This is a genomic window from Porphyrobacter sp. AAP82, assembly GCF_000331285.1.
Lineage (GTDB): Bacteria > Pseudomonadota > Alphaproteobacteria > Sphingomonadales > Sphingomonadaceae > Erythrobacter.
Map to the genome: position 1 here is coordinate 1 of NZ_ANFX01000027.1, position 13929 is coordinate 13929.

General features: G+C 67.0%; 10 protein-coding genes and 1 tRNA gene. 5 read left to right on the forward strand and 6 right to left on the reverse strand.

The window, feature by feature from the left end; genetic code table 11:
• Positions 1-174: 174 nt before the first annotated feature.
• Together recA and alaS are read left to right on the forward strand one after the other, a co-directional pair.
• The gene (gene recA, locus D620_RS0108240) at positions 175-1242 is read left to right on the forward strand and encodes a recombinase RecA (RefSeq protein WP_026092051.1); all 1068 of its coding nucleotides are present in this window, start codon (positions 175-177) and stop codon (positions 1240-1242) included.
• A 229-nt stretch (positions 1243-1471) separates the two neighbouring features.
• The gene (gene alaS / locus D620_RS0108245) at positions 1472-4132 is read left to right on the forward strand and encodes an alanine--tRNA ligase (protein WP_017665326.1); all 2661 of its coding nucleotides are present in this window, start codon (positions 1472-1474) and stop codon (positions 4130-4132) included.
• 2 nt (positions 4133-4134) lie between these two features.
• Here the strand turns inward: alaS and D620_RS0108250 are convergent, their stop codons facing one another.
• The 4 genes from D620_RS0108250 to cpdR all read right to left on the reverse strand — a co-directional run bounded on the left by D620_RS0108250 (position 4135) and on the right by cpdR (position 8012).
• Positions 4135-5910, reverse strand: coding sequence for a cation:proton antiporter (locus D620_RS0108250; RefSeq protein WP_017665327.1), 1776 nt, complete (start codon positions 5908-5910; stop codon positions 4135-4137).
• Between the two features lie 104 nt (positions 5911-6014).
• Positions 6015-7238: an NADP-dependent isocitrate dehydrogenase gene (locus tag D620_RS0108255; RefSeq protein ID WP_017665328.1), complete on the reverse strand. Its 1224-nt coding sequence runs from the start codon at positions 7236-7238 to the stop codon at positions 6015-6017.
• 220 nt (positions 7239-7458) lie between these two features.
• Positions 7459-7533, reverse strand: a tRNA-Val gene (locus D620_RS0108260).
• An 89-nt stretch (positions 7534-7622) separates the two neighbouring features.
• On the reverse strand, positions 7623-8012 hold the full coding sequence (gene cpdR, locus D620_RS0108265) for a cell cycle two-component system response regulator CpdR (protein ID WP_017665329.1): 390 nt from the start codon (positions 8010-8012) through the stop codon (positions 7623-7625).
• A gap of 138 nt (positions 8013-8150) precedes the next feature.
• On the opposite strand from cpdR, the gene D620_RS0108270 reads away from it, so the two are divergent.
• Positions 8151-9128 (forward strand): N-formylglutamate amidohydrolase, encoded by a 978-nt coding sequence (locus D620_RS0108270; protein WP_155800083.1) that lies wholly within the window; start codon positions 8151-8153, stop codon positions 9126-9128.
• Positions 9129-9194: 66 nt separating this feature from the next.
• On the opposite strand, the gene D620_RS0108275 is transcribed toward D620_RS0108270, so the two are convergent.
• Positions 9195-9989 (reverse strand): SapC family protein, encoded by a 795-nt coding sequence (locus D620_RS0108275; protein WP_017665331.1) that lies wholly within the window; start codon positions 9987-9989, stop codon positions 9195-9197.
• Positions 9990-10099: 110 nt separating this feature from the next.
• Complete coding sequence (locus tag D620_RS0108280) at positions 10100-11569, reverse strand: FAD-binding oxidoreductase (protein ID WP_017665332.1); 1470 nt, start codon at positions 11567-11569, stop codon at positions 10100-10102.
• Positions 11570-11748: 179 nt separating this feature from the next.
• Between D620_RS0108280 and D620_RS14955 the strand changes: the two genes are divergently transcribed.
• Positions 11749-12327 (forward strand): hypothetical protein, encoded by a 579-nt coding sequence (locus D620_RS14955; protein ID WP_017665333.1) that lies wholly within the window; start codon positions 11749-11751, stop codon positions 12325-12327.
• Between the two features lie 146 nt (positions 12328-12473).
• Positions 12474-13922 (forward strand): DEAD/DEAH box helicase, encoded by a 1449-nt coding sequence (locus tag D620_RS0108290; RefSeq protein ID WP_017665334.1) that lies wholly within the window; start codon positions 12474-12476, stop codon positions 13920-13922.
• The last annotated feature ends 7 nt before the right edge of the window (positions 13923-13929 follow it).

Sequence of the window (13929 nt, forward strand, 5' to 3'; positions counted from 1 at the left end):
TGAGCGGCTTCGTCATGCAAATTCATATGCCGACCGCGTTACGTATGTCAAGGGGATACACCCCAAATAATTTTATGTTCCCTACTTGTTCCATGAGAACAAATGCGATACATGCTCCTTAACAGGCGGCGGAAAACTGCTTTCTGCCTCTAGGCAAGCGAAGGAGCGCGTGCGATGGCTACCCAATTGAAATTGGTGGAAGAGGACAAGAAGGCCGTGGACCGTCAAAAGGCTCTGGAAGCAGCTCTCGCGCAGATCGATCGGGCTTTCGGCAAGGGTTCGGCGATGAAGCTGGGCTCGAAGGAGACGATGCAGGTCGAAGCGATCTCCACCGGCTCGCTGGGCCTCGATATCGCGCTTGGCATCGGCGGCCTGCCGCGCGGCCGGGTGATCGAGGTTTATGGCCCGGAAAGCTCGGGCAAGACCACGCTGGCGCTGCACGTCATCGCCGAAGCGCAGAAGGCGGGTGGCACCGCTGCCTTCGTTGACGCCGAACACGCACTCGATCCGGTTTATGCCCGCAAGCTCGGCGTCGACATCGATGAGCTGATCGTCTCGCAGCCCGATACCGGTGAACAGGCGCTGGAGATCACCGACACGCTGGTGCGCTCGAACGCGATCGATGTGCTGGTGGTCGATTCGGTCGCGGCGCTGGTGCCGCGTGCGGAAATCGAAGGCGAGATGGGTGACAGCCACGTTGGCCTCCAGGCGCGCCTGATGAGCCAATCGCTGCGCAAGCTCACCGGCTCGATCAGCCGCTCGCGCTGCATGGTGATCTTCATCAACCAGCTGCGCATGAAGATCGGGGTCATGTACGGGAACCCGGAAACCACCACCGGCGGCAATGCGCTCAAGTTCTACGCCTCGGTGCGTCTCGACATCCGCCGCACCGGCCAGATCAAGGAACGCGACGAAATCACCGGCAACACCACCCGGGTGAAGGTCGTCAAGAACAAGGTGGCGCCGCCCTTCAAGCAGGTCGAATTCGACATCATGTATGGCGAGGGCATCTCCAAGATCGGCGAGATCCTCGATCTCGGGGTCAAGGCGGGCCTCGTCGAGAAATCGGGGAGCTGGTTCTCCTACGATTCGATCCGCATCGGGCAGGGGCGCGAGAACGCCAAGACCTATCTAAAGGACAATCCTGAAGTTTGCGACCGGTTGGAAGCTGCGATCCGCAGCCGCACCGATCAGGTCGCCGGGGAGATGATGACCGGGCCGGACGCGGATACGGACATGTGATTCCCAAGCGGGCGCTGCCTGCGTCCGGAGTGTCCCGCTCCGGCCCGGCTGTCCCCAATAGCGCCCGGACAAGCGGAACGCCGGTGCGTGCTCTCCCCAGGCACGCACCGGCCTTTCGCGTCCGGGGCCTATCGCTTATCCGGGTTTCCGGGCTCCTGCGTCCCGGCCAGCGCCCTCGATTGCGCGCGCTCCATTGCCTTAGCCCTTCGCTTTGCCTAACTGCACGGCCATGACGTCGACCAACGAAATCCGCCGCTCCTTCCTCGACTATTTCAGCAAGGCCGGCCACGCCGCGACCCCGAGCGCGCCGCTCGTGCCCTACAACGATCCCTCCCTGATGTTCGTCAATGCCGGGATGGTGCCGTTCAAGAATGTCTTCACCGGGCTCGAAACGCCGCCCTCACCGCGCGCGGCCTCGGCCCAGAAATGCGTGCGCGCCGGGGGCAAGCACAATGACCTCGACAATGTCGGCTATACCGCGCGGCACCACACCTTCTTCGAGATGCTGGGGAATTTTTCCTTCGGCGATTATTTCAAGGAGCAGGCGATCACCCACGCCTGGACGCTGCTGACCAGCGAGTGGGGCCTGCCCAAGGACCGGCTCACCGTCACCGTCTACCACACGGATGACGAGGCCTTCGATCTGTGGAAGAAGATCGCCGGGCTCCCCGAAGACCGCATTATCCGCATCCCGACCTCGGACAATTTCTGGTCGATGGGCGATACCGGCCCTTGCGGGCCCTGCTCGGAAATCTTCTACGACCACGGCGATCACATCTTCGGCGGACCTCCCGGGAGCCCCGATGAAGACGGCGACCGCTTCGTCGAGATCTGGAACCTCGTGTTCATGCAATACGAGCAGCAGGCCGGCGGCACCCGGATCGACCTGCCCAAGCCTTCGATCGATACCGGCATGGGGATCGAACGCGTCGCGGCCGTGCTCCAGGGGGTCCATGACAACTACGATACCGACACTTTCAAGGCCCTGATCGCGGCGTCGGAAAGCCTCACCGGCGTTGCCGCCGAGGGTGAGACCGCCGCTTCGCACCGCGTCATCGCCGACCACCTGCGCTCGACCAGCTTCCTGATGGCTGACGGCGTGCTCCCCTCCAACGAAGGCCGCGGCTACGTGTTGCGCCGGATCATGCGCCGCGCGATGCGCCATGCGCACCTTCTGGGCGCGAGCGAACCGCTGATGCATCGCCTCGTCCCTGCGCTCGTCACCGAAATGGGCCAGGCCTATCCCGAACTGGTGCGCGGCCAGGCGTTGATCGCCGAAGTGCTCGAGCGCGAGGAAACCCAGTTCCGCCGCACGCTCGACAAGGGGTTGAAGCTCCTCGACGAGGCGACCGGCGATCTGGCCACCGGCGGCGAGCTCGACGGCGAGGTCGCTTTCCGCCTCTACGACACCTTCGGCTTTCCCTATGACCTTACCGAGGATGCCCTGCGTGCGCGCGGCATCGGGGTCGACCGCGCAGGGTTCGATGCTGCGATGGCGCGCCAGAAGGCCGCCGCGCGCGCCGCGTGGAAGGGTTCGGGTGAAGCGGCTTCGGGCGAAGTGTGGTTCGACATCGCCGAGCGTGAAGGCGCGACCGAATTCACCGGCTACGCTTCGACCAGCGGCGAGGGCAAGGTCGTCGCGATCGTCAGGGGCGGGGCCGAAGTCGCCAGCGCATCGGCCGGCGACGAGGTCGTGATCCTCACCAACCAGACCCCGTTTTACGGCGAAAGCGGCGGCCAGACCGGGGATGCGGGCACCATCGCCAGCCTCGGCGGGCTGCGCGCGCATGTCACCGACACCTCCAAGCCGCTGGGCCGCCTCCACGCGCATCAGGTGCGGATCGAGGCAGGCGCGGTCAGCGTCGGCGACACGGTCGAACTGAAGGTCGATGCCGAGCGGCGCGACCGTATCCGCGCCAACCATTCGGCCACGCACCTCGTCCACGCCGCGCTGCGCGGACGCCTCGGCGGCCACGTCACCCAGAAGGGCTCGCTGGTCGCGCAAGACCGCCTGCGCTTCGACTTCTCGCACCCGGTCCCGCTCAGCCCGGAAGACATCGCCGCGATCGAGGCCGAGGTGAACGCTGAAATCCGCGCCAACGAGCAGGTCTCGACCCGCCTGATGACCCCCGACGATGCCGTGGCGGCAGGCGCGCTGGCGCTGTTCGGCGAGAAATATGGCGACGAGGTCCGCGTCCTCGCGATGGGCCGCGCCGGCAAGGAAGGGCGCAACTATTCGGTCGAGCTGTGCGGCGGCACCCATGTGCGCGCGACCGGCGATATCGGCATTTTCCGGATCGTCTCGGAAAGCGCGGTCTCCTCGGGCGTGCGCCGCATCGAGGCAATGACCGGCGAGGGCGCGCGCCAGTGGCTGGTCGCGCGCGAGGAAGCGCTGAAGAGCGCCGCGAGCGTGATCCGTGCGACGCCGGAGGAAGTCCCCGCCAGGCTCGCCGCGCTGCTCGACGAGCGCAAGCGGCTCGAGAAGGAGCTGGCCGAGGCGAAGAAGGCTCTCGCGCTCGGCGGCGGCGCAAGCGGCGCTGCGGCCACCGCCGACGAGGCCGTCGCGGGCATCACCTTCAGCGGGCAGGTGCTCGAAGGGCTCGACCCCAAGGAGCTGCGCCCGCTGCTCGATGCGGCCAAGCAGCGCATCGGCAGCGGCGTGGCGGCGGTGATCGCGGTCAATGACGGCAAGGCGAGCATCGCTGCGGCGGTGACCGACGACCTGACGGCCCGATTCAGCGCGGTCGAACTGGTCCGCGCAGGCGTGGAAGCGCTCGGCGGCAAGGGCGGCGGCGGCCGGCCCGACATGGCGCAGGGCGGCGGGCCGGACGGCAGCAAGGCGGCAGACGCGCTGGCGGCGGTGAAGGCGGTGCTCGCCGCGACGGCCTGAGGCTAGGCCCCATGTTCGCGCAAGCTGCTGGTCTTGAGCAGCGGCTTTTCGCTCAGCCCCCCGTCGCGCTCGAGCTGTTCGCGGAACTCGTCACGCTTGGCGTGGATCGAGGCGATCACCGGGCCCATGGCCACGCCGATGTCGACCAGCACGGCTTCCGATAGCTGGAGCGAGGCTTCCAGTGTCTCGGGCACGGCATGGCTCGCGCCGGCGCGGTACATGGCGGCGGCGTGATCGGGATCGCGCGCGCGGGCGACGATCAGCAGGTCGGGATAATCGCGGCGCAGCTTGCCCACCAGCCGCTGGGCGAGCACAGGCTCGTCCATGGTGAGCACCACCGCGGGCGCGGTTTCGACCCCGAGCCGGGCCAGCGTATCGCCGCGCGCCGCATCGCCGAAAGTCGCGCGGTAACCGTCGCGCTTGGCGGCTTCGATCAGATCGGGGTTGGAATCGATCATGACATAGGGCCGGGCGTGGGTGCGCATCATGTCGGCGACAAGCCGGCCGACGCGGCCGCCGCCGACGATGATGGTGCGCGCGGCGTCGACTTCGTCTTCGGCAGGGACGTGCATGATGCCGTCAACCCGCCGGGCGATCACCGCACCGAGCTTGGCGAGCAGGGGCGTAATGGTGAGGCCGATCGCAGTGACCGTCTGCCAGAAGCGCGCGGTCTCGGCGTCGAGCACCAGCGCGCTGGTCGCCGCAGCAAGGATGATCAGCGTTGTCTCGGACGGAGAGGCCATCAGCAGACCGGTCTCGGCCGCGGTGCTGCGGCGCGCACCCATGAGGCGCAGCAACACGCCTGTCACCAGCGCCTTGAACACCACCACGCCGGTTACCGCCAAGGCGATCGCGCCGATCTCGCCGGCGATTTCGGCAAGGTTGATGCTCATGCCGACCGTGATCAGGAACACTCCGAGCGCGAGGCCCTTGAAGGGCTCCATGATCAGTTCGACTTCGGTGTGATATTCGGTCTCGGCGATCAGCAGCCCGGCGATCAGCGCGCCGACGATGGGGGAAAGCCCGACGAGCGCGGTGGCAAGGCTCGCGCCGATGACGACGAGCAGCGAGGTGGAGAGGAACAGTTCGGGGCTCTTGGTGCGCGCGGCCTGCGCGAACAGCCGGGGCAGGGCGAGGCGGCCGACCACCAGCAGCACGGCAATGACGAGGCCCCCCTGCCACAGGGTGCGCACAATGCCCGCCCAGCCTTCATCGGCGGCATTGGGGGCAAGCGCGCCGAGAACGAAGATGATCGGCACGATCATGATGTCCTCGAACAGCAGCATCGAGAGCGCCGCGCGCCCGACCGGCGAGCGGGTGCCCGAAATCGGCAGGACGATCGCGGTCGAGGAGAAGGCGAGCGCGAAGCCCAGTGCCAGTGCTGCGGTAAAAGAGAGGCCGCTTGCCAGCCCGACGAACAGCGCAAGGGCAGCGCCGCTGATGATCACCTCGAGCGCGCCGAGCCCGAACACGAGGCGGCGCATCTGCCACAGCCGGTTGAACGACAGCTCCAGCCCGATCGCGAAGAGCAGCAGCACGATCCCGAAATCGGCGAAGGGGATCAGCCTTACCACGTTGGTGATCGTGATGTAGTATAGCCATGGATGCTCGTCGACCAGCGAGCCGAGGCCGGACGGGCCGACCAGCACCCCGATCAGGATAAAGCCGATGATCGGGGTGATGCGGAAGCGGGCGAAGAGCGGGATGACAATGCCCGCCGAGCCGAGGATCACCAGCGCGTCCGACAGGACGGGGGATAAGGTCAGTTCGCCAGCCACACCCAAGGCTTAACGGGCGGGGGCTGGCCTGTCACCCTTGCGGCGGACAATAAAAAGCCGGGCGGGCCGCAAGGCCGCCCGGCTTCCCGTTCATTGCGTGAGGATCAGGCCCAGCCGGCCATTTCCTTCTCGAGGTTCTGCGCCACGGTCTCGAAGAACTGCTCGGTGGTCTGCCATGCCTGGCCCGGGCCGATCAGCAGCGCGAGGTCCTTGGTCATGTGGCCCTTCTCGACCGTCGCCACGCAGACCTTCTCGAGCGTTTCGGCGAACTTCACGACCTCGGGGGTGCCGTCGAAGCGACCGCGATACATCAGGCCGCGGGTCCAGGCGAAGATCGAGGCGATCGGGTTGGTCGAGGTCGCCTTGCCCTGCTGGTGCTGGCGATAGTGGCGGGTGACGGTGCCGTGGGCGGCTTCGGCCTCGACGGTCTTGCCGTCCGGCGAGAGCAGCACCGAGGTCATCAGGCCGAGCGAGCCGAAGCCTTGCGCCACGGTGTCGGATTGCACGTCGCCGTCGTAGTTCTTGCAGGCCCAGACGAACTTGCCCGACCACTTGAGCGCGCTGGCGACCATGTCGTCGATCAGGCGGTGTTCGTAGACCATGCCCTTGGCCTTGAACTGTTCGGCGAAGCCCTCGTTGTCGAAGACCTCCTGGAACAGGTCCTTGAAGCGCCCGTCATAGGCCTTCATGATCGTGTTCTTGGTGGAAAGGTACACCGGCCAGCCGAGGTTCAAGCCGTAGTTGAAGCTCGCGCGGGCGAAGTCGCGGATCGAATCGTCGAGGTTGTACATCGCCATCGCGACGCCGGCGCTGGGGAAGTCGAACACGTCGAGGTCGATCTTTTCGCCATTCTCGCCGTCCCACACCAGCCGCAGCTTGCCGGGGCCGGGGATCAGGGTGTCGGTCGCCTTGTACTGGTCGCCGAAGGCATGGCGTCCGACCACGATGGGATCGGTCCAGCCCGGCACCAGGCGCGGCACGTTGTCGATCACGATCGGTTCGCGGAATACCACACCGCCCAGGATGTTGCGGATCGTGCCGTTGGGGCTCTTCCACATCTTCTTGAGGCCGAATTCCTCGACGCGCTGTTCGTCCGGGGTGATGGTCGCGCACTTCACGCCGACGCCATACTGCTTGATCGCATTGGCGCTGTCGACGGTGACCTGGTCGTCGGTCGCATCGCGGTTCTCGATCGACAGGTCGTAATACTTCAGGTCGATATCGAGGTAGGGCAGGATCAGCCTTTCGCGGATCCACTGCCAGATGATGCGCGTCATCTCGTCGCCATCGAGTTCGACGACGGGGTTGGCGACTTTGATCTTGTTCATGCGTGTTGCCCTATCCTTCTTGCCACGTCTGATGCGCGGCTAGGTGTGATCGACAGGAAGTGTGCGGGCCCGTCCGAGGCCCATAGATCCCGCCGCGGCTTTAGCAGAGGCGCGGGGGCTTGCAAGCGCGGGGGCTGCGAATGAAACGCAACAGCCGTTGCGCCGCGGCGCAGGCACAAAAAAGCCCGCCGTGAGGGGCGGGCGCTTTCGGTTCGGCCGATGGTGGGCGTAGCAAGGATTGAACTTGCGACCCCTACGATGTCAACATAGTGCTCTACCACTGAGCTATACGCCCGCACCATCGGAGATGCGCCCTTTCGAGCGCGGAGCGGCCCTTTATCGCAGCCCTCTGGAAGGTGCAAGCGATTCGAGCCCACCCCCAATTCACATGCGCGCCGCGTCCGCTTCTTCGAAGACGCGCTCCACTTCGAGCACCAGATCGCGCAGGTGGAAGGGCTTGGAGAGCACCTTGGCGGCGGGCTGTTCGCGGCTTGCACGCAGCGAGACGGCGGCAAAGCCGGTGATGAACATCACCTTGGTGTGCGGGGAAATCTCGGCGCAGCGCTGGGCAAGCTCGATCCCGTCCATTTCCGGCATCACGATGTCCGACAGCAGCAGGTCGTAATCGCCCGTTGCCAGCAGGGGCACGGCATCGGTGCCGCGATCGACCGCGCTCACTTCGTAGCCGGCATTGGTCAGCGCCCGTTCGAGATAGGCGCGCATCGCCTGCTCGTCTTCGGCGAGCAGGATCCGGGGGGTGCGTGTCGCTGTCATGCGTGGGGGTGTAGCAGACCCGGCTTAAGAAATCTTTGTCCGTCTTGCACGAAGCGCATCGGGGGCTGTGCCGATTGCGGCGCTGGCGGAGCGATCAGGCTTTGACACCCTCGCGCAAAGCCGTCAGCTAGTATCTCGATGTCCCGACCAGAGCGCCCCTCCCGGACCGGCCAAGCGGCCCAGCGCACCGCCTCCAGCGGCGGCGTCGTGCCCGGGCTCGACATGGCGCCCGCCTTCACGCTGACCATGCCGCCGCGCCTCAGGCTGCCGGTGCTGGTCGCGGTGCCGCATGCCGGGCGCGCCTATCCCCCGGCGGTGACGGCGCGGATGCGCGAAGCGGAGGTTGCCCAGCTGCGGCTCGAGGATCGTCATGTCGACCGGCTCGGCGTTGCCATCGCGCGCGAGACGGGGGCGGCGCTGCTTGTCGCCCATGCGCCGCGCGCCCTGCTCGATCTCAACCGCGCCGAGGATGATGTCGATTGGGACATGATCGAAGGCGGCCGTCCTGCCGACATGGCGCCCTTGCAGTCGGGTCAGCGCAGCAATGCCCGCGCGCGCAGCGGCCTCGGGCTGGTGCCGCGGCGACTGCCGGGATCGGGCGAGATCTGGCGCGGGCGGCTTGCCGCGGCAGAGCTGGCCGCGCGGATCGAGGGCATCCACCGCGCCTACCACACCGCGCTTGATGAAGTGCTGACGCGGATCTGCGGTGAGTGGGGCGCAGCGCTGCTGGTCGATCTCCATTCGATGCCGCCGCTGCGCGCGGGCGAGGGCGAGACGCGCGCGCCGGTGGTGGTGCTCGGCGACCGCTTCGGTGCCTCGTGCCACAATGCCCTGGTCGCGCGCGGGCTCTCGCATCTCGAGGCGCACGGCGTACCGGCGGCGCTCAACCGGCCTTATTCGGGGGGCTATGTGCTCGACCGGCATGGCGTGCCGCGCGCCGGTGTGCATGCCGTGCAGATCGAGGTGTGCCGCGCGACCTATCTTGACCGGCACCTTGCAGAGCCCGGCGCAGGCCTTCCCGCGGTTGCCGCGATGCTCGCCGATCTGGTGCGCGAGCTGGGCGCGGAAGCTGCGCTGCTGGGCGGAGCCGACGGACTTCGCCAGGCTGCCGAGTAGGCGCAGGATGCAAAACGGGCGGGCGAACCGAAGTCCACCCGCCCGCCGTGTGTCATTGCGACAGGATCAGTTGAGCGCCGGGGCCGGCGAGCCGTCGGCGGTCATCGGCACCTTGCCCTGCGCCAGCTGGCGCTCGAACACGACGCGCATCAGGTTCAGCGAGAAGAGGTGCGCGTAGATCAGCATCAGCATGCCGTTCTTGGCGAGTTCCTCGAGCGTCGCAGCCGGAAGTTCGCGCAGCTTGTTCTCGTCGACCATGCGGAAGCCGCGGTAGACGAAGGGCTTGTCGGGCATGTCGTTGCGGGTGATCGCGATTTCGCCATCCATCAGGATGTCGAGCTTGGCCAGTTCGTCCATGAACAGCTTGGTGCGCTGGCCGGCTTCCTCGAAGCGGCGGCAGAAATCGAGAACGCTCTGGGTGTATTCGGTCGGCTCGCCGGCGGGATTGAACAGGGCGATGCCTTCCTCGGTCTTGCCGAGCAGACCCGCCGAGGGATCGAAGCACAGCGACATGTCGTCGCTGCCCTGCTGGAGCTTGGCGAGGATGAAGGGATAGCGGCGCGCATAGGCGGGCAGATAGACCGGATCGGTGATCTTGTTATCATCGCCCACGAAGGTGTTGACGCCTTCGTTAAGGCCGAACAGCGCGATCGGCAGGGGGCTGTCGCCGGCGGTGAAGACGATCGGGAAATCGCGCTGGGCATCGACGAATTCGTCCGAAGTCAGCGGGATCGCGTGGGTCTTGGCGAGATAGGAGGCATCGGTCAGCGAGCCCACACGCCAGTCGGCATGGTCGCGGCTGTTGAGCGGCAGAAGGTCGTTGTAGAACAGCGGAAGTTGGGGTTGCGGCGCGCTGGCCATGACGAAGTCTCCGAGAAACGGTAGTGGATGATCCCCTCAGCGGAAAAAATCCTCCCCCGCCGAAAGCGCGGCCCTTAGGGCCTTGTGCAGGCCTGCGCAAGCCGGGGCGATCAGGCCTGGCCGGGCAGGCGGACGAGTTTTCCCGGATTGAGCAGCCCGTCCGGATCGAGCGCGGCCTTGATGCGCCCCATCACCGCCAGCGCCACCGGATCGTGGAGGCGGGCGAGTTCGTCGATCTTCATCTGCCCGATGCCGTGCTCGGCGCTGATCGATCCGCCCCAGGCGGTGACCAGATCATGGACCCGCGCGCTGACCGCTTTGCCATCGGCTTCTTCCCACACGCCCCGCACTGCGCCTTCGGGGGCGAGGACATGGAAGTGGACATTGCCGTCACCCAGATGCCCGAAGGCAACCGCGCGCGTGCCGGGGAAGGCGGCCTCGACATCGGACACGGCGGCCAGGATGAATTCGGGCATGGCCTCGACCGGCACCGAGATATCGTGCTGCATCGCCGGGCCAAGCGCGCGCTCGGCGGCGGATATGCCGTCGCGCAAAGCCCAGAAGGCCTCGGCCTGGGTGTGATTGGCGGCGATCACCGCATCGGCGATCAGCCCGTCCTCGAGCGCCGCGCCGAGCGCGCTCTCCAGCATCTCGCGCAAGGTGGCTGAATCCTGCGCGCTGGAAACACACTCGATCAGCGCGTTCCACGCATGGCGTTCCCCCAGCGGGGCGCGGGCCGAAGGCTGGTGGGCGAGCACGCTGCCCAAGCAATGGGCCGGCACGACCTCGAACCCTTCGAGCGCATCGCGCAGGCCCCGCTCCATCCGGCGCAGCAGCGTGCGCGCCTCAACGATCCCGCCAAGCCCGATCCAGGCGGTCGCGCGGCCGGTGGCGGCCGGCAGCAGCCTGAGGCACGCCGCGGTGACGATGCCGAGCGTGCCTTCCGAGCCGATCAGCAATTGCTTCAAGTCAAAGCCGCGGTTGTCCTTCTTGAGCGGGGTCATCAGGTCGAGCACCTCGCCCGTTGCCAGCACCGCCTCCAGCCCCAGCACCTGCGCGCGCATCGTGCCGTGGCGCAGGACCTGCGTGCCGCCCGCATTGGTGGAGATGAGGCCGCCGATGGTCGCCGAACCCTTGCCGCCGAGGGTAAGGGGAAAGCGCAAGCCCGCCGCCTCCGCCGCCTCGTGAAGGGTCTGAAGGACCACGCCCGCCTCGCACACGGCCTGTCCGGCCTCTGCCGAAAGGCTGCGGACCGCGTTCATCCGCCGCAGCGACAGGATGATGGCGGTGCCGGTTGCATCGGGGGTCGCGCCGCCTGCCATGCCGCTGTTGCCGCCCTGCGGGACGATCGGCACGCCGTGCGCAGCGCACAGCTTCACGAGCGCTGCGACCTCTTCGGTCGAGGCCGGTGCGGCCAGCGCCAGCGCGCGGCCGGTATAGCGCCCGCGCCAGTCGGTCAGCCATGCGTCCATCCGGTCGGGATCGGTGGTCAGACCCCTATCGCCCAACAGCGCCTGCGCATCGGCAAGGAAGGTGTCGGCACAAAGGGCGGGGCGAGGAGGCGGGGCGGGGTGATTCATTGTTGCCTCCATGCCACAGTGGCCGAGGAAATTGCCAATCCTTTCGCTGGCCCCTCGCGCGCCAGTTAAGCCATGGTTCAAACGCGGATGATAGGTGACACCGACCGAAGCCTGCGCGCAGGTTCCCCGGCCAGCCTGACCGATCCGCCTTTCGCGCAAGGAGAGAGCGACCCTCGCCGATGCACAGCCTGTTCGCCTTCGCAGCGCCGGTAGCGCTGATGCTGCCGCTGGTGGCCGAAGCGGTGGACGTGGCCGATCCACCCGCGAGTGCAGAGGAATTCGCTGCGCCTCGGTCCGACGCCCCGGATGCTGGAGGAGGGGACGCGCGGCCCGGGATCAACCCGCTGGTCGCGTTGCGCCAGTCCTCGGTTGCCCAGCAGGTGCGCATCGATCAGCGCGTGGTGATCCGCATCGCGCCGGCACCGCCCGCCGCCCGCCAGAACCTCGCCGCCGATCTGCCGCCGCGCGCTTCGGCCCCGCGGTTCGAGGAGCGCGGCAAGGAAAAATGCGTCGGACTCCAGGGCATTGCCGGGGTGCAGACGGGCAGCGGCAACCGTCTGGTGCTGTTCCTGAGGGATCGCAAGATGCTGTCGGTGAACCTCGAAAAGGCGTGCCGCGCCCGCGATTTCTATGCCGGCTTCTATGTCGAGAAGAACAAGGACGGGCAGCTGTGTGTGTCGCGCGACAAGCTGCAATCGCGCACCGGCGCGCGCTGCGAGATCGAGACGATGCGCCAGCTCGTCGCTGTCCGGGGCTGATACAGCGGGCCGCAAGGCGCGATTCCTTGACTTTTGCCCCCGTTTGCGGGAAAGGCGCGGCGGCCTCAACGCTCGCGCCTTCGCGCGCGGCAGGCCGGCAATCCCGGCAGCAACCCTGCCCGCTATTCTCGGACACCACAAACCGCATGACCTTCGCCGATCTCGGCCTTTCGCCCGAATTGCTCAAAGCCGTGGAGGATGCGGGCTACACCACGCCGACCGCGATCCAGGCGCAAGCGATCCCGACCGTGCTGATGATGAAGGACCTCATCGGCATCGCCCAGACCGGAACGGGCAAGACCGCGAGCTTCGTGCTCCCCATGATCGACGTGATGGCCGCCGGCCGCCGCCGCGCGCTGATGCCGCGCTCGCTGATCCTCGAGCCGACCCGCGAACTGGCCGCGCAGGTCGCCGAGAATTTCGAGAAATACGGCAAGAACCACGATCTGAAGATGGCGCTGCTGATCGGCGGCGTGCAGATGGGTGACCAGCTCAAGGCGCTGTCCGACGGCGTCGACGTGCTGATCGCCACCCCGGGCCGGCTCATGGACCTGTTCGAACGCGGCAAGATCATGCTCAACGGTTGCGAACTGCTGGTGATCGACGAGGCCGACCGGATGCTCGACATGGGGTTCATTCCCGATATCGAGTTCATCTGCTCGAAGCTCCCCGAAACCCGCCAGACCATGCTGTTCTCGGCCACCATGCCCGCGCCGATCGAGAAGCTGGCCAAGAAGTTCCTCAACAACCCCAAGCGCATCGAAACCGCGCGCGCGGCAACCACCAATGCCGACATCACCGCCTTCAAGGTGCCGGTAAAGTCGCGCTCGAAGCGCGAGACGCTGCGCTGGTTCCTCGAGAACGATCTGGTCGAGAACGCGATCATCTTCGCCAACCGCAAGACCACGGTGCGCGAGCTCAACCAGAGCCTCAACCGCCACGGCTTCCGTTCGAGCGAAATCCACGGCGACATGGACCAGTCGAGCCGGATCAAGGAACTCGAGCGGTTCAAGAACGGCGAGGTCAACATCCTCGTCGCCTCCGACGTCGCCGCGCGCGGGCTAGACATCAAGGGCGTCTCCCACGTCTTCAACTTCGACACGCCGTGGCACCCTGACGATTACGTCCACCGCATCGGCCGCACCGGGCGCGCGGGAGCCAAGGGGCGGGCCTTCACCTTCGTCGCGGAAGAAGACGCCGAGGCGATCGCCAATGTCGAGAAGCTGACCGGCAGCGCGATCAAGGTGTTCGGCAAGGACGACGTGCGCGTCGACCTGTCGGAGGTGCTGGCCCGGGCCGAAGCCGCCAAGGCCGCTGCCGCTGCCACGCCCGCCGATGACGCCGACGAAGCCGTGAGCGAGGAGCGCAAGCCCCGCCGCGCCCGCGAGGACCGCCTCGAACGCGGCGAGCGCCCGCGCAAGGAACGTCCCCCGCGCGAAGAGCCCCGCGAGGACCGCCCCCGCCGCGAACGCGCCGAGCGCCCTGACCGGAACGCCGATCGCCGCCCGCGCCGCTACCATGAGGATGACGAACCCGTCCCCGCCGGCGAATGGAACGGCCCGCGCCCGAGCTTCCTCGACATCGGCTTCGGCTGAGGCCCCT